Annotated in this window: 22 protein-coding genes and 1 tRNA gene; 11 read left to right on the plus strand and 12 right to left on the minus strand. The window is 46.1% G+C overall.

What is annotated here, in order from left to right; translation table 11 throughout:
* Positions 1-16: 16 nt before the first annotated feature.
* From pdxA to VLX91_16080, 4 genes are all read right to left on the minus strand, one after another.
* Positions 17-1,018 (minus strand): 4-hydroxythreonine-4-phosphate dehydrogenase PdxA, encoded by a 1,002-nt coding sequence (gene pdxA / locus VLX91_16065; GenBank protein ID HUI31725.1) that lies wholly within the window; start codon positions 1,016-1,018, stop codon positions 17-19.
* Positions 1,015-2,325: a GWxTD domain-containing protein gene (locus tag VLX91_16070; GenBank protein HUI31726.1), complete on the minus strand. Its 1,311-nt coding sequence runs from the start codon at positions 2,323-2,325 to the stop codon at positions 1,015-1,017. The genes pdxA and VLX91_16070 overlap by 4 nt, the downstream gene beginning before the upstream one ends.
* A gap of 148 nt (positions 2,326-2,473) precedes the next feature.
* A complete protein-coding gene (gene bshB1 / locus VLX91_16075) occupies positions 2,474-3,178 on the minus strand; it encodes a bacillithiol biosynthesis deacetylase BshB1 (protein ID HUI31727.1) in 705 nt (234 codons plus the stop codon).
* A complete protein-coding gene (locus tag VLX91_16080; protein HUI31728.1) occupies positions 3,175-4,713 on the minus strand; it encodes an aldehyde dehydrogenase family protein in 1,539 nt (512 codons plus the stop codon). Before VLX91_16080 ends, bshB1 begins: the two co-directional genes overlap by 4 nt.
* Before the next feature lie 165 nt (positions 4,714-4,878).
* Here VLX91_16080 and VLX91_16085 point away from each other — a divergent pair, with 165 nt between their 5' ends.
* From VLX91_16085 to VLX91_16120, 8 genes are all read left to right on the plus strand, one after another.
* The gene (locus tag VLX91_16085; protein ID HUI31729.1) at positions 4,879-6,552 is read left to right on the plus strand and encodes a GAF domain-containing protein; all 1,674 of its coding nucleotides are present in this window, start codon (positions 4,879-4,881) and stop codon (positions 6,550-6,552) included.
* A gap of 29 nt (positions 6,553-6,581) precedes the next feature.
* A complete protein-coding gene (locus VLX91_16090; protein HUI31730.1) occupies positions 6,582-6,779 on the plus strand; it encodes a hypothetical protein in 198 nt (65 codons plus the stop codon).
* Positions 6,780-6,975: 196 nt separating this feature from the next.
* Entirely contained in the window at positions 6,976-7,833 is an 858-nt protein-coding gene (locus tag VLX91_16095; GenBank protein ID HUI31731.1) for a sigma-70 family RNA polymerase sigma factor, read from the plus strand.
* A gap of 80 nt (positions 7,834-7,913) precedes the next feature.
* Entirely contained in the window at positions 7,914-9,836 is a 1,923-nt protein-coding gene (locus VLX91_16100) for a PAS domain S-box protein (GenBank protein HUI31732.1), read from the plus strand.
* A gap of 464 nt (positions 9,837-10,300) precedes the next feature.
* Complete coding sequence (locus VLX91_16105; GenBank protein HUI31733.1) at positions 10,301-10,501, plus strand: cold-shock protein; 201 nt, start codon at positions 10,301-10,303, stop codon at positions 10,499-10,501.
* 159 nt (positions 10,502-10,660) lie between these two features.
* Positions 10,661-11,137, plus strand: coding sequence for a PspC domain-containing protein (locus VLX91_16110; protein HUI31734.1), 477 nt, complete (start codon positions 10,661-10,663; stop codon positions 11,135-11,137).
* Positions 11,124-12,035, plus strand: coding sequence for a DUF5668 domain-containing protein (locus VLX91_16115; protein ID HUI31735.1), 912 nt, complete (start codon positions 11,124-11,126; stop codon positions 12,033-12,035). The genes VLX91_16110 and VLX91_16115 overlap by 14 nt, the downstream gene beginning before the upstream one ends.
* Before the next feature lie 151 nt (positions 12,036-12,186).
* Positions 12,187-12,870: a phosphatase PAP2 family protein gene (locus VLX91_16120; GenBank protein HUI31736.1), complete on the plus strand. Its 684-nt coding sequence runs from the start codon at positions 12,187-12,189 to the stop codon at positions 12,868-12,870.
* 215 nt (positions 12,871-13,085) lie between these two features.
* Here VLX91_16120 and VLX91_16125 read toward each other — a convergent pair whose 3' ends face one another.
* Both VLX91_16125 and VLX91_16130 read right to left on the minus strand, forming a co-directional pair.
* Positions 13,086-13,580 (minus strand): hypothetical protein, encoded by a 495-nt coding sequence (locus tag VLX91_16125; GenBank protein ID HUI31737.1) that lies wholly within the window; start codon positions 13,578-13,580, stop codon positions 13,086-13,088.
* A 203-nt stretch (positions 13,581-13,783) separates the two neighbouring features.
* A tRNA-Ser gene (locus VLX91_16130) sits at positions 13,784-13,873 on the minus strand.
* A gap of 234 nt (positions 13,874-14,107) precedes the next feature.
* Between VLX91_16130 and rplU the strand changes: the two genes are divergently transcribed.
* The 3 genes from rplU (at position 14,108) to mdh (ending at position 15,712) form a co-directional block, all read left to right on the plus strand.
* Positions 14,108-14,425: a 50S ribosomal protein L21 gene (gene rplU / locus VLX91_16135; GenBank protein HUI31738.1), complete on the plus strand. Its 318-nt coding sequence runs from the start codon at positions 14,108-14,110 to the stop codon at positions 14,423-14,425.
* A 25-nt stretch (positions 14,426-14,450) separates the two neighbouring features.
* The gene (gene rpmA / locus VLX91_16140; protein HUI31739.1) at positions 14,451-14,720 is read left to right on the plus strand and encodes a 50S ribosomal protein L27; all 270 of its coding nucleotides are present in this window, start codon (positions 14,451-14,453) and stop codon (positions 14,718-14,720) included.
* A 65-nt stretch (positions 14,721-14,785) separates the two neighbouring features.
* Complete coding sequence (gene mdh, locus VLX91_16145) at positions 14,786-15,712, plus strand: malate dehydrogenase (protein ID HUI31740.1); 927 nt, start codon at positions 14,786-14,788, stop codon at positions 15,710-15,712.
* A gap of 52 nt (positions 15,713-15,764) precedes the next feature.
* On the opposite strand, the gene VLX91_16150 is transcribed toward mdh, so the two are convergent.
* The 6 genes from VLX91_16150 to VLX91_16175 form a co-directional block, all read right to left on the minus strand.
* Positions 15,765-16,190 (minus strand): ATP-binding protein, encoded by a 426-nt coding sequence (locus VLX91_16150; protein HUI31741.1) that lies wholly within the window; start codon positions 16,188-16,190, stop codon positions 15,765-15,767.
* Positions 16,187-18,004, minus strand: a complete 1,818-nt coding sequence (locus VLX91_16155; GenBank protein ID HUI31742.1) for a hypothetical protein — start codon at positions 18,002-18,004, stop codon at positions 16,187-16,189. Before VLX91_16155 ends, VLX91_16150 begins: the two co-directional genes overlap by 4 nt.
* 40 nt (positions 18,005-18,044) lie before the next feature.
* On the minus strand, positions 18,045-18,827 hold the full coding sequence (locus VLX91_16160) for an ABC transporter ATP-binding protein (GenBank protein HUI31743.1): 783 nt from the start codon (positions 18,825-18,827) through the stop codon (positions 18,045-18,047).
* Positions 18,824-19,816, minus strand: coding sequence for a hypothetical protein (locus VLX91_16165; protein HUI31744.1), 993 nt, complete (start codon positions 19,814-19,816; stop codon positions 18,824-18,826). Before VLX91_16165 ends, VLX91_16160 begins: the two co-directional genes overlap by 4 nt.
* Positions 19,816-21,219: an MBL fold metallo-hydrolase gene (locus VLX91_16170; protein HUI31745.1), complete on the minus strand. Its 1,404-nt coding sequence runs from the start codon at positions 21,217-21,219 to the stop codon at positions 19,816-19,818. The genes VLX91_16165 and VLX91_16170 overlap by 1 nt, the downstream gene beginning before the upstream one ends.
* Before the next feature lie 264 nt (positions 21,220-21,483).
* Positions 21,484-21,978 carry a DinB family protein gene (locus tag VLX91_16175; protein HUI31746.1) on the minus strand — a complete coding sequence of 165 codons (495 nt, stop codon included), beginning with the start codon at positions 21,976-21,978 and terminating at the stop codon, positions 21,484-21,486.
* Positions 21,979-21,991 lie beyond the last annotated feature (13 nt).

Raw genomic sequence — 21,991 nt, forward strand, 5'->3', positions numbered from 1 at the left:
TTGCTAATTGTTGCGATTAATCCTTTGCTGATTTTCTATTTTTTGAAATTTCCAATGCGAGTTTGATTGCTTCTATCGTGCTGGACGGGTTAGCAATTCCTTTTCCCGCGATGTCGAATGCTGTTCCGTGGTCCGGGGAAGTCCTGACTATGTTAATCCCGGCCGTGAAATTTACACCCGTGCTGAATGATTTCATCTTAAGCGGGATCAGTCCTTGATCATGATACATCGCCAATATTCCATCGTACTGTCCTTCCCGGTAAGTTCCGAAGAATGCATCGGCCGGGAAAGGTCCAACGGCGTTGATCTTCGCAGATCGTGCTTCTTCGATTGCGGGTATAATAATTTCATTCTCTTCCTTTCCGATCAGGCCGTTTTCACCGGCGTGAGGATTCAAGCCCAGAACAGCAATTCTGGGTGCCTTAATCCCGAAGTCTTGTTTGATCGACTCGTTGAATATGTCCAGTCTTTCACGTATGATTTCTTCTGACAGTGTGTGAGAGATTTCTGAGACTGGAACGTGGATGGTGGCGAGAGCAATTCTCGCGAATCCGGATGCCATCACCATGATGGAACGTTTCGATTTGGAGAGGACCGTTACCATCTCAGTCTGTCCGGGATAACTATAGCCGGCGAGTCTAAGCGCTTCCTTGGATACCGGAGCAGTAACGATAGCATCGGCCTGATGCAGCGTGCAGAGCTCTACCCCTTTTTCAATCGCCTTTCCCGCCCATGCTCCGCTTTCCTTCGTGAGTTTCCCTGGTTTAATCTTGTCGCCGAAGCCGGGGCAGGTATCCCAGATTGTTATCTCGCTTCTTCCTATTGCATCGACAAGGGAATCGACTTTCAGAATTTTTCGCCGCAGAGAAAATTTGTTCGCATAAAATTCAAACGCCTTGAATGGTCCGATGAGCAGCGGCGTGCAGTTTGCTCGGATCGTTCTGCTTGCGGCAGCTTTCAGGGCGACTTCGGGTCCAATCCCGTTATAATCTCCGACGGTTATTGCTACGACGCTCATAAATTTTTAGTCTGGTAAAGAATAAAATTACCAGGATTCAATTCTTTGAACACTAGACTTTTCCCGTGATTAGGGTAGTACCATATCTCATACGTCCCATCTCTGCGAAATTCTCGTTCAACATTTGTCGGTTTGCCAAATAATATATATGCTTTCCCGCGGTCTGTCGCCGTTCCATCATCTATCGATACTGTTCTAAAATGTTCAAATGCATAGTCGGCTCTCTCGTAAAACTCCGCCTCGAGCTCGTTATATGCGGCCTTGGGGGTCGGACTGTGGGACTTCCAGTATTGATCGAATTTTTCTTTCTTTTCTTTATCGTTTCCCGAATTTAAGTATGAAAATACAGAATCGGACACAATGTATTTCAGCAGTGAAATAGCAGTCTTGGGGTCCTTTAGTGTGAATGGTTTGTCAACCCACGAGTAATTGAAATATGTCTTATCCGTCTTTCCGTTCAGGTTCGCTTCGAGGCAGTAACTTCCTTCTACGAGGGAATCGATCTCGAATTTTCCTGAGTACAACGAGTGACCCCGATCTGCATCTACTCGTAGCGAAAACGTTCCGTCTGAGTCTACTGGGATCAGTCTACCTTTCCGCGGTGATAAGGAATCTGATATTATATCGGTTCCTAAAACTGTCTCGAGGCTCAAGTGTATAACTTGCGCCGTGGTATCGGACATAATAACGGCAAAGGTGATTGGGCGAGGGAAAACTGCCGTATTATCCGTGAAATTCGGGTAGAAAGCGTTCCTATCCAACGAATCCGCGAAAGTTATCGACAATATATTTAAAGGATTCGTCACATTGAGATTTCTTGTCTCCGTGTGAGCAATATAAGTCATTTGTTGATTGTCGTCCCTGACCTCAGCCGATACTCTATATACTGATTTCGGCAGTGTCATTGTGATGATATTTTCAGCCAGACGTTTTGAATCCTGAGTGGTCGCAAAATCCTTCGCCGCGACAGTGCGTTCGCTCAGCTTATGATGATTTACTGCCGTTGCGGAATCAGTCGCATCGATTGAAAATGACAAGTCAGCTTCAAATCTTTCGAGTCCCGCCGAGCCTTCAGGAGTATAATTTGTCCTGGTAAAAATAAGTCTATTGTATGGGATTGCATAACCAAAGGAGACGGTCACACTGTCTTTGGAGGAGGCAAGCACCCAGGAAGCTACATGGAAATTTTCCTTCTGGGTAAGCGGCTGGGTCCAAACGAAACCAATCGGGACAAACACAGCTGCCACGAGTGGGAAGAGCAAAAAAAACTTATGAATGGATTTATCCATCATACCGAAAATGGTCATCGTTCCGAATAAAGTTAATCAGCGGCCGAGTTTTTATCAAAGCCGGGATTTAGCAATTCATTTGCTGAATCCCGGCGCGATGTCCTCCGAACGGATATAGCGGAAAGGATTTGTGATGGAACTCGATAATATTCCCAAAAAAATATTTCTACACCAGGCAATCAAAATTGGACACGGTCAACGGCTCCGTTGTCCAGAAGGGTTCCGCGTACCTGACGCCCGCCTGCCGGCCATGATATCTCATCCGACCAAAAAGGTACTCGAGAAACTCCGGTGTGGAAAGTGCCGTTTCAGGGTCTTTGCTTGAAGGGTTGAAAAATTGTGACTTATGCGCCTTGATCGCTGCCACCTTGGTTTCGTAATCGTTTGAAATATCGACATAAATCATCGGTCGAAAGGCTCGATGCTGCATGTAGTAAAAGGCTCGCCTGGGTCTGTGGGGAGAAAGTTTTCCAGTTCTCAATTTCACGAGGCCGGAATAAAAGACGGCTTCGCTTACAAGCTGATGGGTGTGTACATGGTCAGGATGGCGTTCCTCTTTGAACGGCGCGAAAACAATCTCCGGTTGGTGCCTTCTTAACAATTCGATGATCTTCAAGAGGTTTTTTCTTGAGAGTTCAATATCCGAGTCTGGGATTCCAAGATTTATCCTTGTGTCTGCACCGAGGATTTTTGCGGCTTCTTTTGCCTCGTTTGCTCTTATTGCCGCATTGCCCCGCGTCCCCATTTCACCGCGGGTCAGGTCGATGATGCCGAACGGTTTTCCGTTTCTGTTCAACATAGACAACGTTCCTCCACAGCTCATTTCGACATCATCGGGATGAGCACCGAAGGCGAGTGCGTATAGTTTCATATCTTTTTTATCCTTAAGTATTTCGGTAAAAGTTTGAGTAATGCATTCATCTTGTAAAGAAAATTTGCCGCAAAAAGGAAGTCCGTAGCGGATTCAAAAAAACTGGACATATCTGTGCTGTAACTGTACCACCATAACTTCTTTAGGCGTGGGGCGCGTTCAATTTCATAATACTTCGTGTAAACCATCTCGAGAAGTCCTTCTCTTCCGTGAACGCGGCCGTTGCCGCTTTGTTTTACGCCGCCTACAATGCCGTCACTCATCCCGTAATAACTGATCGCATCATTCACGATTGCCGCGCCCGCATGAAGCTTTTTTGCGATCGCTAAGCCGCGCTTCCTGCTGCCGGTCCACACACTGACGGATAATCCGAACCGCGAGCCGTTTGCAAGACTGACGGCTTCCTCATCCGAACCGAATTTAAGGATTGGAAGAACCGGCCCGAAGGTCTCTTCATTCATTATGGTTGAATTCACCGGCACATCCGTCAGGATAGTAGGCTGGATGAAGTGAGCTGGATTGTCTGAAAAAATTCCGCCTGCAACTATTCTTGCGCCTCGTTGAACGGCATCTTCGACATGCCGCTTTACAACGTCGAATTGCGCCCGATGGATCATCGCTCCGAGATCTGTTTCAATTCCAGATCCTAACCTGAGTTCCTTCGTCTTTTGTCTCGTCAATTCGACGAATTGGTCATAGATTTTTTCATGTACAAAGCATCGTTCGATGGAGACACAAGTCTGACCCGCATTCATGAACGCGCCCCATATAGCTCCGCTTGCCGCAGATTCAATGTGTGCATCATCGAGAACTATCATCGCGTCCTTGCCTCCGAGTTCTAACGAAACGGGAGTCAAATCCCGTGCTGCAAGCTCTGACACCCTTCTCCCCGTCGGGGTGCTTCCTGTAAAGAAAAGTTTGTCCACACCTGAAGAAACCAACGAAGAGCCAACTTCGCTTCCGCCCTGGATGATGTTGAATACGTTTTCGGGAACCCCCGCTTCCTGGAGGAGTTCAGAGATCCTTTCTCCGACAATTGGTGTGAACTCGGAAGGTTTGAAAACTACGGTGTTGCCCGCAAGAAGAGCTGGAACTATTTGTCCCAAGGGAAGTAGAACCGGGTAATTCCATGGCGATATTATCCCGACGACTCCGTACGGTTCCTTAGCAACCCAGGCTTTCTTGGTCCTTAGTAGAGGAAGAGTGATCTTGACATTACGATGCCGCAGTATTCGACGAGATTTTTTTGAGTAATAATTTATCATGTCAAGAGTGGGTATGATTTCAGATGCGTACGCTTCCACAACCGGCTTGCCATTCTCTCGAGAAATCAGATCTGCGATCTCCCGTTTTCGTGTAAAAAATATCCGACCAAATTCTCTGATTATTTGAACGCGACGACCGTGAGGCAATTGCATCCACTCTTTTTGAATCTGTCGTGCATCCTCAACAATCCGTGAAATGCGGGAAGGGGAAGTGGATTCAACACATCCTATCGATTGGCCCGTACCTGGACTTGTGGACTCAATTTGCACCAGGGAATTTAAAGTTTAACCTATTGTGATTCAAACAATTGCAGAGGACTCCTCTCATTTTTCCGAGAAAATTTTATCTCATGACGTGTTAGTAATATTTACTTAATTCTATTATATTCTACGCAAAATGATTAGATGTAAGCGCCGCCTTTCCTAAATCCTCAAATGAACGAACAACCAAAGAAGCCGGTAAAGCGATATGTGTTTGACGACCTGAGCTCCCAGTACTACGCCGAATATGACGAGCCTCAAGTCAGTCAGGCGGAGAAAGTATCGATTCGGCAGTCTCCTGAGTCACAGAGGACATTCGTTCCGAAAAAAGAAGGGCCACGGTTCAGCATCATCGACACTTTTTATTTCAAGCCGGATGAGCACGCTCCAGCCGAACCTCGCGCTGAATTTCATTCGATCTTGCACAAGCTCCTCGAACTGGTGCAAGAAGTTTTGTTTGCAAACACAACGGTTCTCTTCTGGGTCATCAAGGAAAGAAAAATCTTGGCGGTTGCGGACAAGATAACGAACTCGAGCACGTTCACAAAAGAATTGCGGTTTCCGATCGGCAACGATGTCATAAGCAGGATTGCACTGAGTGGAAAACCGGAAATAATTTCAGAGATAAACCCGGCCTCCGAAATCGACGTCGTACCTTATTATGAATCGCCGGCAGGAGTGAAAAGTCTTATCGGCGTTCCGATCTTTTATCATGAAGATGTGATTGCTATCCTGGCGGCAGACAGTTTAGCCGACGAAGGGTTCGGGCGGGAGACAGTACCGTTGCTTGGAAACTTCACTCGGCTGTTTTCAGCAGTCTTGCGCGCACTGACGGACAAATACGACTTGGCCGTGACAAAGACTGCGTTTGGTTCTCTCAAGTGGCTCGCGAACGAATTGATGTCGAAGAGCGATCTTGAGTCGATTCTCACGACAATTGTTACGGCAGTATCCGACACCGTGGATGCTGAATTCGTGACGCTGGTTTCTCAGAGCGATTTGTATTCATGGACTGTCTCCCGCGTTATGAAACGTTCTGGCGCCGAATACGTAGAGGAAGGGTGTAAAATCGGATTGAATGAAACTCTTGCAGGAAAGGCAATCAGAGAAAACAGGCCGCTTCACATGGAAGATCTTTCGAAGGTTGAGGAACACCGGTTTACTCAAAGCGAACCTTCGGGAAAAGGATCGTTTGTAGCCATACCAATCTCCGGTTTGCACGAATGTTTCGGCTTGGTGACTGTCGAAAGCCTGGGCCCAGCAAAATTTTCGTCGCTTGAGGTTGATGGGATAAAACAACTCGTAAATCTCGGAGCCCTCGCTGCAGAGGTCAATTCCGCTAACCAGCTTATCGATAACTTCATCGTGTTCGACAAAGTCACACGAACGTTGAATAAGAAATTTTTCCTCGAAAGGCTTGAGGAGGAGATCGGCAGGATCGCGGATCTTGGAATAAAAAGTGTACTGGTCTTGATAGGGTTGGATAGAGTTGACGATATCCGCAACAGGTTTTCCAATGAGGGGGTCGATTATATTCTCTCGGATGTCGCGGAAATTGTAAGAGGATGGTTGAAACCTTACGATGCAATCGGGAAGGTTTCGGCACATTCGTTCGGCGTGATACTCGAGGGTTTTTCCCAGCATGAAGCGCTTGCCTGGGGAGAGAAATTTAGAAAAAATCTGGCCACGAAAGTTTATCAAATTGGGAGTCGAAACTATATGGCAACCATCAGTGTTGCTGTTTTGAACATCGACGGGAAAAATGATCCATCTGAGTTCTTGATCACAGCTCAAAAAGTTCTTCAGCGCGCTCACACGAGCGGCGGGAATGTCGTCAAGATATTATAATTGTTTGCAAATAGTTTGGAGAAAATGGAATGGCAAAGACAACAAGTTTTGCGGAAAAAGCAGCGAAAGCAATAGCAGGGAAAAAAGGATCCGAGTGTCCGAAATGCGGCGAGTTGATGCAAAATGTCCTCGTGATCTCTGCGGAAAAAACTCAAAAGGCAAGCTACAAGTACAACCAGCGGTTTGTCAGAGTCTGTAAGTGCAACGAAAAAGAAATTTACGCCTAAATACCCACAGTTCATAGTTCCTGGCTCATCGCGGATGTTTCAAAGTCTTGCGGTATCCGTGTGCGAAGTAATCTACTGCTTGTGGATTATTCAGGGAATAAAGCTGTCCAATTTTTTGTTAATACCATAGATAGGAAAATTTGCTGGGTTTACGGTGAAAATCCTGCGAGATTACAAAAACGAACGAGGAAAATAGATGATTAAGGTCGGTAAACAATATCCGTCCCGGGAAAACCAGACGATCGACAAGTATCTCCAAGAAATTGGGAAGGTCGACCTTTTGACTCCTGAGGAGGAAATTGAACTGGCAATCAAAGTTCGCGAAAACGACCAAAGAGCACTGGAGAAGTTGATCAAGGCTAATTTGAGGTTCGTGGTTAGCGTCGCAAAACAATATCAAAACCAGGGCCTTTCTCTAGGAGATTTGATTAATGAAGGCAACCTAGGGCTAATCAAGGCAGCGAAGCGTTTCGACCCGACGCGCGGGTTTAAATTTATTTCCTATGCGGTATGGTGGATTCGTCAGTCTATTCTCCAGGCTCTCGCGGAACAATCCAGGATCGTTCGTCTGCCGCTGAACCGCGTCGGCGCTTTGAACAAGATCGGCAAGAAGTTCAGTGAGCTTGAACAGGAATTTGAGCGCGAGCCAAGCCCTTCCGAAATCGCGGAACAGCTCGACATGAGCCTTTATGAAGTTGACAAGACTCTGCAGATCTCCGGCCGCCATCTTTCCGTAGATCAGCCGTTTGTCCAGGGTGAAGATAACAAGCTGTTAGACGTGATGGCTGATGACAACCAGCTGCCACCTGACCACATCTTGATGAAGGAATCGTTAAGGGTTGAAGTTGAACGTGCTCTCAAGTCTCTGACCGACAGGGAAGCCGAGGTCATCAGATTGTACTTCGGAATTGAGCGAGAACATCCACTTACACTGGAGGAGATTGGAGAAAAATTCAATCTTACCCGTGAACGTGTGAGGCAGATTAAAGAAAAGGCGATTCGGCGCCTTCGTCATGCTACTCGCAGCAAAGCTCTGAGAGCATATCTAGGGTAGTTTACACAGGCGCAGGTCGGGCAGCACGCTCGACCTGCCTGTTCGTTGGGGGCTTTTCCTGTTTGAAAAATTTTTCGGGAATGTTATCTTCATTTACCAAACAGGCTGAAATGCAAGATATCTCTTTTGAGGAGGAGCGTGTCCTCTTGCTGGAAGATTCGACCGAGCTGCGCGACAAGCTGGTACGCGCCCTGAAATCGACAAAGATTTCTGTTGAAGCTCTTTCAAATTCCGACGGGCTCACAAAGAAACTGATCGATGGGAAGGTTGATGTCCTTGTAATAGATTACGATCTTGGGGTGGGCGATGTGTCGGTCATAATCAGGACAGTAAAAGAGATCGATCCCTTTCTCCCGATTGTGTTGATATCGAGGGACTTCTCGGATCATATATTTCGCGAGAATGCTCGGATCGGAGCGGACGCGTACATTCCGCTGACCGGAGTTTCTTTTAAAATGCTTCCTGCTATTCTCATGGATAGAATCAAGACCCAGGGAATATTGAGGGAGGCTACATATTCACGCCGCCAATCAACTCTGAAGTCATTTCAAATTGAGATACTATCGTCCCTCGTCCGCAAAATGGTGGAAACGAATGATCTCAGATCAGTTATGCAGGAGCTCGCGCAGCAAATCGTCAAGAGGTTGGACATGAAAGCGGCGAGTCTCCAGCGGTTCATAAAGCACAGGAATGGTTTTGCGGTATATGGAATGTATCCTCAAGGAAGGCTCCTCAGATTTGTAAAAAAGTTCTTCGACATTTCATCCGAGTCATTTACTTTTCCGTTTGATCCCCCGCATTGCATAGTGGATCAGTACACGGCCGCGAGGAAACCATGGGTAGGTTATGATTTTGCAGATGTATTTGGGACGACGGTGCCAGCTCAGGCTGCTCGACTGATCCAGAAGTTTGCGAGGGTCGAATCAATTTACAACGCCCCGTTCTATAGCAAAGATGAGTTGCTGGGTGGAATAGTGGTTGGCAACGCCAGAAAGAATTTTACGAACGAGGAGCTTGAGGCATTCGATGCAATTGTCCATGTGAGTTCATTGTTGTTCGAGTATAATGAGAGCGTAAATTCCCGGATAATTCAAAATGAAAAGTTGAAGGCAATCCATGAAATTAGCGTGCAGCTTCACGAGAATCTTGAGCCTGCCGATTTGTTTGAATTCATTTATAGAAAGTTGGACGGTTTGATCCCTTCCGATTTGGTCCGGCTGTTTCTTTTTGTAAAGGGAGAAGAACTCCTTCGGGTCGAGCGGGCAGTTGTAAAGAAGGGGAAATCTGCAAAATCATTTCCCGCGGAGATTCCCCTTGGCAAAGGTTTGATCGGTATTGCGGCTGCAGAAAAAAAATCTATATTGGAGAACAATTCTCATAAGAATCCTTTATCATTATATGCGGGCGACAGACCCAAACTGGAGCACTTATTAGCTGTACCCATCCTTCATGGTTCGGAACTTCTCGGGATGATTGCTTTGACAAGATGGAGAAGTGAGGAGTTTGAGGAGTCCGATCTGAGTTCATTGGAGATTTTTGCCTCACAGTTTGCGATCGCTCTACACAATTCCCAGCTATATGACAGAGTCTCCCGAAGCGAGAGTTTATATCGGCACGTTGTTCAAAATGTCAACGATCCTATCATTCTCATCGGAGGAGATAGACGTATCGTTTATGTCAACAGCAGATTCGCAGATGCAAGCGGGTATGAGCAGGAAGAAGTAATAGGCAAGGAGTTTGATTTTCTGGTATACCCCGAAGATCGAAAGCTTATCGACAAGTTTTATTCGGATCGGATGAAGGGACGCCCCGCACCTTCTCGCTACGAATTTAGATTTATGAAAAAGTCCGGGGAAGTCGGGTCCGCCGAGTACAATGTCGCGACAATTTATGACAATGGGGAGATCACCGGGGTACTCGGGATAGCAAGAGAGGTCCATGACGATATGAGCGGTGGAAAAAAGGGGGTTTTGACGTATCATAAACCCTCCAAAAATTTGTAGTCCAACCATTTGCTTTTGACATCTCAAAACGCTATCATATATCCGCAAATAACAGTACACCGTTGTTTGCGCCAAATGGCGCTCTATGCGTCATGCCGCATACGATTTAAATGCCGCCATGGGAGGCATCCTGGTAATGAGGTTGAACTGATGAGCGGCAGTGGCGATTCGAGATTCAGTAATTAGCGAATCGTGCTTTTATAGGTTGTTGTAGCTGCAGATGTAATCCCCCGTGTGTTTACACGCCGAGGTGCTTTGGCATTCAAGTGTGTTAGCTCCATTCAAAGGATATTACACGAGGCGTAGCATTTCATGCAGAGATGAATGCCGGAAATTTTTCGGCATCATCAGTCCTGACTTTAGTCGGGATCCCGATCGGAATCGGGACAATACTGTATAAGCCAAGAACATCTGGCGCGACGGCTCGGGTACACATTTTAGAAACTTATTGAAAGGATCCAGCAATGGAGCAGGGAACCGTGAAGTGGTTCAACGCAACCAAGGGATACGGCTTCATCTCTCGCGACGGCGGAGAAGACGTGTTCGTTCATTTCAAAGCTATCATTGGCGAAGGCTATAAGACTTTGAAAGAGGGCGACAAGGTCGAATTTGAAGTCGAGCAAGGCCCAAAAGGTTTGCAGGCAGCCAAAGTAAGAAAGGTCTGAAGCGAACTTTTCACGAAGTAGCAACTTCGGTGAAGTCCCGATTGGCATGACGTCAATCGGGATTTTTTATTTGTATCGATCGAACGATTCAGGTGAAAGAGTTTTGCCGGTAACTTTCTGCGTCTATTCCCGTAGCATTTTTTTGAAAGGAGTTATAAAATGGAACGCAGACTTTATCGTTCAAGGAAGAATCGGGTTATTGCCGGAGTGGCTGGCGGGCTGGGCGAATACTTTGACATCGACCCAGTTTTTATCAGAGTTATTTTTGTCGTGGCGACTCTCGCCGGTGCGTCGGGATTACTGGCGTACATCATCCTTTGGATTGTCGTGCCAAAGGAGAGACTTATGTTTGAAACAAACACACCAACATCGGAAGGAGCAACTAACATGGCGGAAGGATCAAGCGGAGAAAAACAGTATTCGAATTACGAATACAGACGGCACAAGCGTAATGGAGGCGTGATGGGCGGATTGATATTGATAGTCATCGGCGGACTTTTTCTTGCAGATAATTACCTGCCGCATTTCAGCTTTTCGGACACATGGCCGCTCATCCTGGTTGCGATCGGCATCGGGTTGATTTTGAATTCAATCAAGCGCGCCGAAGAGCGTGGGGGGAGCCATGAAGGTCAGTAGAATTTTCGCAGGGCTGCTCATAATATTGTTGGGGGCAGCCCTATTCTTATCGAACTTTGATGTGTTGAGTCTTGACTGGCACTTCATTTTTCGACTTTGGCCTATTCTCCTGGTATTCGCCGGAATATCGGTGCTCGTTTCTAATTCAAAATTGAAAGCGGTGCTGTACGCTGTCACTGCGATTCTGGTCCTGGCATGGATTTTCTCTGCGGCTTCAATTGGCTGGGGAAACTTTCACGAGATGTTCCATCACAGATCAGTTCATTATCAAGAGCTCAATCAAAATCTTGAGAAAGATATCAAGCATGCATCCCTTCTGTTGGATTCCGGTGCGGGATCGTTTTATCTGAATGATTCAACTGACAAATTGTTTGAAGCGAATGCTGAATCTAACATAGGGACATATTCGCTCAACGCGGAGAAAAACGGCTCGACAGAGAGGTTGAATCTCAATTTTGAGAACGACAATAGTGACCATTGGAGATTTGGTGAATTCGGCGGCGGGAAAAATAAAGTCGAAATGAAATTGAATCCCAAAGTGGATTGGAAACTGGATATAGACGTTGGCGCGTGCTCAATTGATTTTGACCTAAGTCAGTTCGAAGTAAGTTCCGCGGATATCAAAGCGGGTGCCTCTTCGCTGAAAATTAAGCTGGGAGAAAAGTCTGACACCGCGAATGTCCATATGAGCACCGGAGCGTCGAAGGTGACGATTTATGTTCCTAAAGGCTCTGGCTGCCAGGTAAGAGACGATGCAAAGCTGTCGAGTAAATCCTTCGAGGACTTTGCACAGACAGGCGACGGGGTTTATAAGACTTCCAACTTTGATAATTCGAAGAAGAAGATATTTGTTAATGTCGAAGCGGGGGTTTCATCAATTAAAGTCGTGAGGTACTGACAAGTATAAGCTATAAGTGCAGCGGTTTCATTTTCGATTTTGTTAAAAGATCGGCAACAAACGCCGATCTTTTTTATTAGCTGGAAATAATCGCGCCACTGTGATATAATGGTGCACAATAGCAAGTCTAAGTCATCGCTCGAAGAAATTAGTGAACTCCAAAAACAAAATCAGAACCGACTTAAGAAGCCTATTTGTCGATTGGGGCAGGTACTATGCTCTCCCGCTCAGTTGGGAACTGAAGCAATGGGTCGTGCTAGCGTGCATCATCTCCGTCACGATTATATCTGCATTCTTCGACGAACCGGTCCGGTATCTTTCTTTCAATCTTCATGGACCCGTCGAAGATGCCGTCTGTAAATTCGTCCATTGGTTCGGTACGGGCTGGCCTACGCTGTACCTGTTCATCGGGTTTTATTTCGGAGGATTGATCTTCAAAATGGAAAAACCAAGGCTGACGGGGTTGATGTTACTGCAATCGTACCTCTATTTGGGTGCGATTACAATCTCTCTCAAATCGCTCGTTGGAAGATGGAGACCTGCCGCCGGTCATGGGCATTTGACATTTACGCCTTTAGTGACGACTCCCAACGCACATCTTTCGTTTCCTTCAGGCGATGTAGCAGTTGTGTTTTCGCTGGCGATTGTCATTATGAGATTGTCGGAAAATATCGTATGGAAATCGATGTGGGTTATTCTCGCGATTGTGACTTCGTTATCCCGGATATATTACGATGCACATTGGTTTTCCGACGTTGTGTTCTCAACGGTGAATGCGGTCGCGGCTGGAATGTGGGTAGTAAGCAAATTTGAGATGGAGCAAGCAGGAACCTGAAAGTATCGGCTTGACTTTTTGAGATGCATACCGGCATCTCCAAAATTTGTACAGAAGGATTCTCTCGGAAAAACATAGAACTTGTTTGTCTAGACAAGATACTTTGCGGCAGGCTGGAACCAATCCTCCTCATCAAGCGCAGCCCATCTTTCATGCAGCGGGTCTTCGAGAGAAACGTGATGATTACGGTGTTCATACCAGGACATATACGGTTCTCATTGTGAAGAAAGAAATGCCTGTCTGTGAGGCCATGGCGATCGCATAAAATAAATATCTCCTGCATCAAGATATGGATTGAATATTTCACGGGCGATTCCATTGAACCACACATTATAAAGTGCTATTGCTGCGATGCGGGGATCGTCTCTGTAAAATTCAAGCGCGTTGGATGCATATTCGTACAACATCAGTGAAATCCAATATTCGTCTTCGAGTCGAATGATTGAACCGTATTCGCTTGCGAGTGAGCCTGCAAAAAAAACCTGTTTTTGCAGTCCAAGGTGCGTTTTATGTCTTATGATTTGCTTGTCGCCGTATTTCCATTCGAAGGCATCTGCAATCTCCAGCACTTCAGGTCTCCGCGTCCCTCCGAAGTCAATAGAGATAATGAGAGTAACATTGTCGGGATAGACTCCCGATGATATCGGCCGTAGAGGGCGGCTTAAGGCTTCAGGACGATTGTAGGCTGTAATAACAACAGCAGATCTCAAACGGTAAGCGCCTCCACCGCTGCGACCGGCCTCTCAACTCGTGCTTTCCGTTTCTTCCGCGCGGAGATATCGTGTCCTCAGCTTTGAGTACTGCAGAATATTTAAACTTATCGGAAAAGTGAGGAAGGCTCATTGGAGCTAATATTATTCAGAAGTCAGAGGAAGATATATCAGTGAGATTTTCTTCCTTTGATTCTTACCTGCGGAGAGGGAGGGATTCGAACCCTCGATACCAGTTTACCCAGTATGACGGTTTAGCAAACCGTTGCCTTCAGCCACTCGGCCACCTCTCCATGTTGAAGAAGAAAATCAAAGTTCAAAGAACAATCAGCATAAGATAGGCAAACCCTTGCCTCCATCCTGGATTTGCCGGAACATTGCCGCAAAATCGGCAGATGGATTTCAAATAACCGTTGAAAATATAATTGATTAATTGCTTCATTTCCAAAGCTGCCGTTGAGGAATTTTTCGTGATTGAATTTGGCGGATTTTTGACCTAAATTACCGTCTAATTTTTTGGAGGTAAAATGTTAGCTGTTGTTGAAATAGCAGGAAAACAATTCAAGATTGCCGAAGACGTGACCGTGAAAGTCCCGAGGCTTGATGCAAAGGTCGGAGACAAAATAAAATTTGATAAGGTGCTCCTCGTCGAAGGTGAGAAGGCAAAATCAGTCGGCAGCTCGTACGTGAAGGGCGCGCTTGTCGAGGCAACGATAATCGACCATGACAGAGACGACAAAATCATAGTCTTCCGTAAGAAGCGCCGAAAGAATTTCAAAGTTAAAAAAGGTCATCGGCAGGAATATACGACCATCCATATAGACAGCATAACACAATCTCGTTGAAGGGATCTAAGATAGGAGTTTTATCATGGCACATAAAAAAGGCGGCGGCAGTTCTCGGAACGGCCGCAACAGCAATGCCCAGCGACTGGGAGTAAAAACGTTCGGCGGAGAGAAAATTACCGCGGGAAGCATCATCGTGCGCCAGCGCGGTACCAAAATCCTTCCCGGTGAAAATGTCGGAGTAGGAAAAGACGATAGCCTTTTTGCTTTGAGCGACGGAGTTGTAAAGTTTGAGACTTATAGAAGAGTCCGCAAGATGGTTAGCGTTATTCCTGAGATCGCGCACAAGAACTGAAACGTCGATCTTGTGAAGGCTCCACTTCGACAAGGTTCTCATCGTAAAATCGAAAGGAACTCGCAATGAAAATTACGGTTGTGGGGGCGGGCAATGTGGGGGCTACGGTCGCACAGCGATTGGTTGACCGTGAGCTTGCAAATGAAGTCGTCTTAGTCGATGTGGTGGAGGGATTACCGCAGGGAAAAGGACTCGATATGCTTGAGTCTTCGCCCGTACTTGGAAGCGATGTCAAAGTTGTTGGGGCAAATTCCTATGACGAAACCGCCAACAGCGACATAGTCGTGATAACTGCAGGGATCGCCAGAAAACCAGGCATGAGTCGCGATGATCTTCTCGCCACTAACGCCGGTATTTTGAAATCCGTAACCGGACAAGTTGCAGGGCGTTCTCCCAAAAGCATAATCATTGTCGTCTCGAACCCTTTGGACGTGATGGCTTATGTAGCCTTAAAAGTCAGCGGCTTCGATAGAACTCGTGTGATCGGCATGGCGGGTGTGCTGGACACGGCAAGATTTAGAACGTTCATAGCTTCGGAATTGAGCGTGTCAGTTGAAGATGTGCAGGCATTCGTCCTCGGAGGTCATGGCGACTCCATGGTTCCGCTCGTGCGGTACACTTCGGTTGCCGGAATTCCTCTGAGTGAACTTATGACTGCGGATAAGATTGAAAAGCTTGTCAAACGAACGCGAGATGGAGGTGCAGAGATAGTCTCTCTGCTTAAGACTGGAAGTGCGTATTATGCTCCTTCGGCATCAGTAGTACAGATGGTTGAGGCTATTGTTAAAGACAAGAAGAGAATCTTACCGGCCTCCGTTTATCTGAAAGGCGAGTACGGTATGAGCGACGTGGTTATCGGAGTTCCGGTCAAACTCGGAAGGAACGGAATGGAACAGGTTATCGAAATAAAACTGACCGCTTCCGAGAAGATGGAGCTTGAGAAATCCGCTGACGATGTCAAGGTAAACATGTTAAAGGTAAAATTCGACTGAACAAGACCGGCAGGCATCGGCAAGGAAAACCATCAACCTGTCATAACTTCTTTTATTTTGTTTTTCCTAATTTCAGTTTCATAATTGTCCTTGTCCCTTTCGGAGTGAATTCAAACTTCACTTTGTCCATGAGTGACTTCATGATATGGATCCCCCGCCCGCTTGGCTTCATCAAATTTTCGGGTAATAGCGGGTCAGGAACGTTTGTTGGATTGAATCCCCGCCCCTCGTCCTGAACCTCCACAGTTATTTCGCGCTCATCGTAATTTACATCTAGCAGCACCTTCTTTTTGGGATCATTTTTATTTCCATGTACCACAGCATTGCTGACAGCTTCGCTTGCCGCGACCAAGAGGTTATGTTCCTGTGAGGCGGTTATATTAATCCTGTCGAGGACAGACTTCAGTTTATGTTCAGCGAATTTGACGGCCGAGTGTCTGCTGCTGACGACTATATGTTCATGTAGTACACGTGTCATAGAACGTATCTTGCGCTCAACTCGAAATTAGGATACACAACCGGACTTTGCAATGATTGCCAAAAAACCTGGTACCAGCCTGACAGTATCAATTGAAGATGGGACATGTTTAATGATAGGTAGGTTGTCGGACCTGAATTAGTCTGCTGCGAGGCGAAGCTTCTAGACGCTGCCGTGGTATAATTGTATTGGGTCAACGCTAGATATTTATATCCGATGCCGCAGCGATAAAGTTCGGAGTTATAAAAAAGCGATATCCAGATAGTTCGATCGACGAAATAGTTCAGAGGATATTCCGAAAAACTTGACCAATAGAGTTCGCCTCTCGTGTAAAGTTTTAAATCGCCGAAGAAGAGAACTGTTAGTTTGGAAGTCAAATCCAGCGCTGTCGAATCCCGGAATGAAGCTTGACGAAACGAATAGGAATGTACCTGAGAAAAGGCTTCATAGTCGTATACCGTGTAGTTTGCGAGGACTTCAAACTTGTTGTAGGAACGGATTTGCGAATTTGAAAAAGTGATCGTAGGGAAGAGTCGATAAATAAAATTCCTGTTATTGTTCGCGCTTCGCTGCGACTCAATGTAGACGATGTGGATCAGGTCCGCTTCCAATCCCAGTGCCGCCTGAAAAAAGGGATTGAAGTCGCGGCTGAGGATCAACGCAAGCGTATTGGTAAGTTCATCACGGTCGTCGTAATTCAGGATGCTAGGAGTATCATAATGCAGGATGGAGGCTAATCCCGTCATGCCCAGTGAGGTGTTTCCAAAATGCAAGTGAATTTCTCCCGCGAGTGTGTTCCTTGTCCCGATATTATTCAGTTGAGATTGCTGCTGGATTTGCTGCTGGGTGAAAGAATTGAGTGTATCATAATTGATCACTGTGTGGGTTTCATTTCTCTCGGAATGTGCCATGGTGGCAGATAGTGTATCGTCATCCACCTCTGTCGTTAATTGACCGCTCAAATCGAAATCTAATACCTTTATTCCGGTATCATACAAGTTAAGTGCAGGATTCGTTGAGTTGTTGTTTAGTTTGTAGCGGCTAGTAAAGTCGATTTGTCTTTGGCCGACGCTTCCATGGGTGGTCAGTTGAAAAAAGAGAACCGGCACAACGATACCGGCGGAGAATAAGCTCTGATTTTCCGATCTGTCCTGGATATTGTTGGTGACTCCATAAATCGGCTGTAAGGCGGAATCAGAAAAATAAAAATCTCTCAATTGAGAACTGTATAGCCCGTTGAAATTTATCGATGACCCTTGTGAAAAAAACTGGGAATAGTTGACGCCTGCAGCCCTGTCGTAATTTCTTCGCGGGAAGATCTGTTCACCTTGAATAGAAATTGACGGAAAGAGTCTGCTATCTTTTAGCGGCGAGAAAACTGTCGCACCGTGGAATATATAACTCAGCCCGCTGTTGTCAACACCTGCCTGCCGGTCCCACTTGTTGCCCAGTTCTCCGAGAAGCGTGTCGGAAAATATTGAGTAAGTAAGTCCACCCAATACTGATGACGCACCGACGGAATTCAATCCTATCTGCCGGTTATCACTGACGAAATTAGATTGGATTGTGCCTATGCCGTAAATGTCCTGAAATATTTCCCGTTTCAATCCTGCGCCGAAGTTTTGTTCATCCCTGATCAAATTTTCGGAGCCTTTTATCAAGACGGAATGAAAATTTTCATTTATCCCGATACTTCCGAATTTCGTATCATGGTTCGCCGAAGCGATTCCATACCAGTCTGATGTATTTAGATTCTGATCGAACGCCGTCAACGCAACGTCGCTGTCGGCAACAGCACCCTGAAATTGCGCCATCCCTTTTGAGCTTAAAATAAACAAGGCCGGGATAAGAAAGCTAAATGTTATTCTCGAAGAAAGCATCTACGAGATGATTTTGTGAGTCGACATGTTCCATGAAAACGTCTTCCAGGTAGCCGCGCTTGCCAATGAAATCGTTGCTCGAGTATTCCCCGACAATTTGTCCTTTGTCTATGAAATAAACTTTGTCGCAGACACTCTCTACTATGTCGAGCAGGTGCGAGCTGTAGAACACTGTGCCGCCGTGTGAGGTGAACGATTTGATCAGCCGCTTTAATGCAACCACAGCTTGAACGTCCAATCCGTCAGTTGGTTCGTCGAGAACCAGGACTTTCGGATTGAACATGAGAGCAAGGCTGATGACGATTTTTTGTTTGGTGCCTTTTGAAAGGCCCTGAATGGGTTTCTTAAGATATTCCCGGAACGAGAGTATTTGTGACAATACTTCAAGTCTCTTAATGGCTTCTTTCTTGTCGAACTTTCGTAAGAGGGATGCCATGGTGATCGTCTCGGCCGGGGTCATTGATTCGTAAAGCTTTGCCGATTCCGGGACGTAGCCGATACCCGATTTGTGGTTCCTGATTACATGGTGCGGATCATGAGTTCCTAGAGCAGAGATGGGTGGTCCTGATTTCCAAGCCACCTTGATTTCGCCGCGGTCGGGCTTCTCGAGCCCGACTATGATCCTGGCCGTCGTTGTCTTCCCGGCGCCGTTTGGTCCGATGTAACCGCATGCGGTGCCGTCGTCGATACGAAATGAAATTGAATCGACTGCAACACTGAATCCGTATTTCTTACTTACCGTTTTGAATTCTATCATTGAGTCAAAGAAAAGCTGTAGATGTTGCTTACGGAATTCGGGGTATTTTGATCAACCGTTGTCGCGCCGACATGCCAAAAATATAATTCATTAGGAGTTAACGATGAACCCGGTAATGTAAAAGAATTTTGATCGGGGGCTAGTGCAGTGGTATAAATGTCGCCTCCACTGAGAGATGTTGAGATATAAAGAATATACCCGCTGGCGCCTGTAACGTTGGTGAATGTGAAGACCAGATCGTTTTGAGCATTGATAGCGGACTCGTCTTCGGGTGAAATAAGCAGGGGCCGTGCCAATATTTGATCGCCCGCAGCTGACGAAGGCAGACTTCTCCAGTGAGCAAAGTCGAATGCAACTATCCTGTAAAAATAGTTTTTGTCAACATCGAGGTTCAAAGTGTCGCGAAACGCGTTTGTATTCGCTATCGCCGCGAGGTTGGAAAATGATAACGTGTCCGGCTGAAAGTCCGCAGAAGTATCCCTGTAGATTTCATATCCTCCGAGGTCGCCTTCAGTATTTGCCGACCAGATCACGGTCACGTATTTCCCGGAGTTGTCATTATGCCCTTGGACGTTCAGACCGGTCGGCATGTTAGGCGGATAAACGTTGATCGGTTTTGCTGAAACAACGTTGCTGGGGGTGCTTTCACTGTCGTTGAGATAAACCGCGGTTACTTGAAAATAATAAGTTGAGTCGTAGCTTAGACTGTCGATGAAGAAATAGTTGTTTGACGTCTCTAATATGAAATGAAGTCTTTTGGTATTCGTCCCGAAGTAGATGTTGTAATAGGAAAAGCCCACGGCGGAAACTGGCTGCCAATAGATCAGTATGGATGCATCTTCTGCCCCTACAACCAATAAATCAGTCGGTGGGACAACTATGAAGTTGTCGTTTGCCGTCGGGATTGAAGAAAGTTTTTGGCATCCGGAGAAAATGGAGACAAAGACAAAGAGAAAAACAACATACTTCGCCTTGACGATAGCATTCATTATTCGAAAAGCTCGAGCGAATCGCCCCTCTTCGGAGCACAGATATTTTTGTAACCCGCCTGAATCAGAGATTGTGAGAGGGCGTTTTGCCCCTCGACTTCTCCATGCACCAGAAAAATATTCTGAAGCTTTCTGTTGTCAAAATTTTTAGCGAAGTTCATAAGGTCGTTGTGATCCGCATGAGCGGAGAAAGAATGCATTTCGACCACTTCCGCTTTTAATTGATGTTCTTCTCCGAAAATTTTCAACACGGGTTGATGTTCGATAATCCTTCTTCCCAACGTATTTTCCGCCTGGTAGCCTACAATCATGATCGTGTTGTTCGGATTGCCGACATTGTTTGCCAGATGATGAAGTATCCTACCGCTTTCGCACATTCCCGACGCCGAAATAATGACAATCGGTTCGTTGATGTCATTCAGTTTTTTCGAGTCTTCGACCGTACGAATGTAGTTTATGTACTCGAAGCCGAACGGATCTTCATGGTTTATCACCATTTTGAAAATGTCTTTATTGAAACATTCGGGATGCAATCGGAAAACTTCCGTTGCATTGACCGAGAGCGGGCTGTCGACGAAAACAGGGATTCGAGGAAGCGTTTTGTTTTCGAACAAGCGATGAAGCGTATAGGTTATTTCTTGAGTTCGTTCCACGCTGAAAGCTGGTATGATGACTTTCCCACTGCGCTTTACGGTCCGCAGTATAACCTCGGCGAGCTTGCCTTCCATTCCTTCGATAGGGTCGTGGAGTTTGCCGCCATAAGTGCTTTCCATTGCTAGGACGTCAGCATCGCGCACGACCTCGGGGTCCTTAAGAATCGGCAGACCATGGCGTCCGAGATCTCCTGTGAATAAAAATGTTTTTCCGTCGCCGTTACTGCCGATTCGAAGTTGCACCATTCCGCTCCCGAGAATATGGCCGGCATCGAGAAATGTGAGCTTCACGCCGTCGGTCACGGCGGTTTCCCTGTGGTATGATACGGAAACAAAAAGAGGCATTACGGAGAGGGCGTCTTCCGTTGTATAAAGCGGTTCGACAGGCGGTTCGCGTCTTTCTGCAAGTTTCTTATTTAGAAATTCTGTGTCCTGTTCCTGAATTTTAGCACTGTCGGCGAGCATGATTCCAGCGAGGTCGCGGGTTGCCGGAGTTGCATAGATAGGTCCGGAAAACCCTTGTTTAACTAAGTTGGGAAGATTTCCGCTGTGATCGATATGAGCGTGAGAAAGAATGACCGCATCAATTTGTGCGGGATGGAAAAGGTCAAAGTTCTTGTTGATCCTTATGCTTTCCGCCCGCTTTCCCTGATAAAGGCCGCATTCGAGCAGGATTTTTTTCCCGTTTAATTCGAGAAGGTGCATAGAACCGGTGACGGTCTGAGCGGCGCCGATAAATTCCAATTTCATTTTAGAATCCGAATAAATTTAAACAAATATATTTTACTGTGTTCAGTGATTCAAGATTTGTCCTCGCGAAAGCGCGGCCAGGATGGAACGCGCATTCAAATTCCGGCGCAATTAGACAAGGTTTCAAATGCTTCATCGATAAAGAAATCATACTGCTTATGGACTGAACGGAGGAGATTAAAAAGGCGGAAGGGAAATGAAGATTCTTCCATGTCATCCCGTGTTCAAGAAAAAGAGCATCACCCCCGGGGGATAAAGACTTGCTTATTTCAAATACCTTTCTTTGATAACACCAATATGGTGGATTTCATGGCCGATCGTAGCTTTCAGAGCTTCCTCGACTGTTAGTTCAGATTTCCACACCGTTCCTCTTAACTGGAGTTGTTCAGGCGAGAATGAATTCATGAGGCTGATTGTAGCTTGTCTTACGTTCTGAAAATCTTCCAAAACATCTATGTAATTCAACTCGTTGAACCTGCTGTTATTGACAAATAATTCCTGATCATAACCAGGCAGCGGAGTCGTATCTCTTCTGGAGATTCTCAGAGTCCGGTACGTCATGATCCTTTCATGATCTGTCATGTGTCCCACGATCTGCTTTATGCTCCATTTTCCCGGAGCATATCTGTGTTCTGCCTGAGCCGGAGTGACAGAAGATAAGAGCTTGAGATTTTCCTGTGAGAGGAAAAGCTGCTTATAATCTGCGGTACCGACCAGTGAGATATAGTACGGAAATCCTGAAGATACGTCGAGAATCATGGTATGATGAATA

Source organism: Candidatus Acidiferrales bacterium (assembly GCA_035515795.1).
In the GTDB taxonomy this organism is placed as follows: domain Bacteria; phylum Bacteroidota; class Ignavibacteria; order Kryptoniales; family JAKASW01; genus JAKASW01.

Excerpts from the sequence above, each read along its gene's own strand:
- mdh (HUI31740.1), top strand. The coding sequence starts at position 14,786 with ATGAAAATTACGGTTGTGGGGGCGGGCAATGTGGGGGCTACGGTCGCA.
- VLX91_16165 (HUI31744.1), bottom strand. The coding sequence starts at position 19,816 with ATGAATGCTATCGTCAAGGCGAAGTATGTTGTTTTTCTCTTTGTCTTT.
- VLX91_16155 (HUI31742.1), bottom strand. The coding sequence starts at position 18,004 with ATGGCGCAATTTCAGGGTGCTGTTGCCGACAGCGACGTTGCGTTGACG.
- VLX91_16150 (HUI31741.1), bottom strand. The coding sequence starts at position 16,190 with ATGACACGTGTACTACATGAACATATAGTCGTCAGCAGCAGACACTCG.
- VLX91_16090 (HUI31730.1), top strand. The coding sequence starts at position 6,582 with ATGGCAAAGACAACAAGTTTTGCGGAAAAAGCAGCGAAAGCAATAGCA.
- VLX91_16095 (HUI31731.1), top strand. The coding sequence starts at position 6,976 with ATGATTAAGGTCGGTAAACAATATCCGTCCCGGGAAAACCAGACGATC.
- VLX91_16175 (HUI31746.1), bottom strand. The coding sequence starts at position 21,978 with ATGATTCTCGACGTATCTTCAGGATTTCCGTACTATATCTCACTGGTC.
- VLX91_16110 (HUI31734.1), top strand. The coding sequence starts at position 10,661 with ATGGAACGCAGACTTTATCGTTCAAGGAAGAATCGGGTTATTGCCGGA.
- VLX91_16085 (HUI31729.1), top strand. The coding sequence starts at position 4,879 with ATGAACGAACAACCAAAGAAGCCGGTAAAGCGATATGTGTTTGACGAC.
- VLX91_16170 (HUI31745.1), bottom strand. The coding sequence starts at position 21,219 with ATGAAATTGGAATTTATCGGCGCCGCTCAGACCGTCACCGGTTCTATG.
- bshB1 (HUI31727.1), bottom strand. The coding sequence starts at position 3,178 with ATGAAACTATACGCACTCGCCTTCGGTGCTCATCCCGATGATGTCGAA.
- rplU (HUI31738.1), top strand. The coding sequence starts at position 14,108 with ATGTTAGCTGTTGTTGAAATAGCAGGAAAACAATTCAAGATTGCCGAA.
- pdxA (HUI31725.1), bottom strand. The coding sequence starts at position 1,018 with ATGAGCGTCGTAGCAATAACCGTCGGAGATTATAACGGGATTGGACCC.
- VLX91_16105 (HUI31733.1), top strand. The coding sequence starts at position 10,301 with ATGGAGCAGGGAACCGTGAAGTGGTTCAACGCAACCAAGGGATACGGC.
- VLX91_16160 (HUI31743.1), bottom strand. The coding sequence starts at position 18,827 with ATGATAGAATTCAAAACGGTAAGTAAGAAATACGGATTCAGTGTTGCA.
- rpmA (HUI31739.1), top strand. The coding sequence starts at position 14,451 with ATGGCACATAAAAAAGGCGGCGGCAGTTCTCGGAACGGCCGCAACAGC.
- VLX91_16115 (HUI31735.1), top strand. The coding sequence starts at position 11,124 with ATGAAGGTCAGTAGAATTTTCGCAGGGCTGCTCATAATATTGTTGGGG.
- VLX91_16070 (HUI31726.1), bottom strand. The coding sequence starts at position 2,325 with ATGACCATTTTCGGTATGATGGATAAATCCATTCATAAGTTTTTTTTG.
- VLX91_16100 (HUI31732.1), top strand. The coding sequence starts at position 7,914 with ATGTTATCTTCATTTACCAAACAGGCTGAAATGCAAGATATCTCTTTT.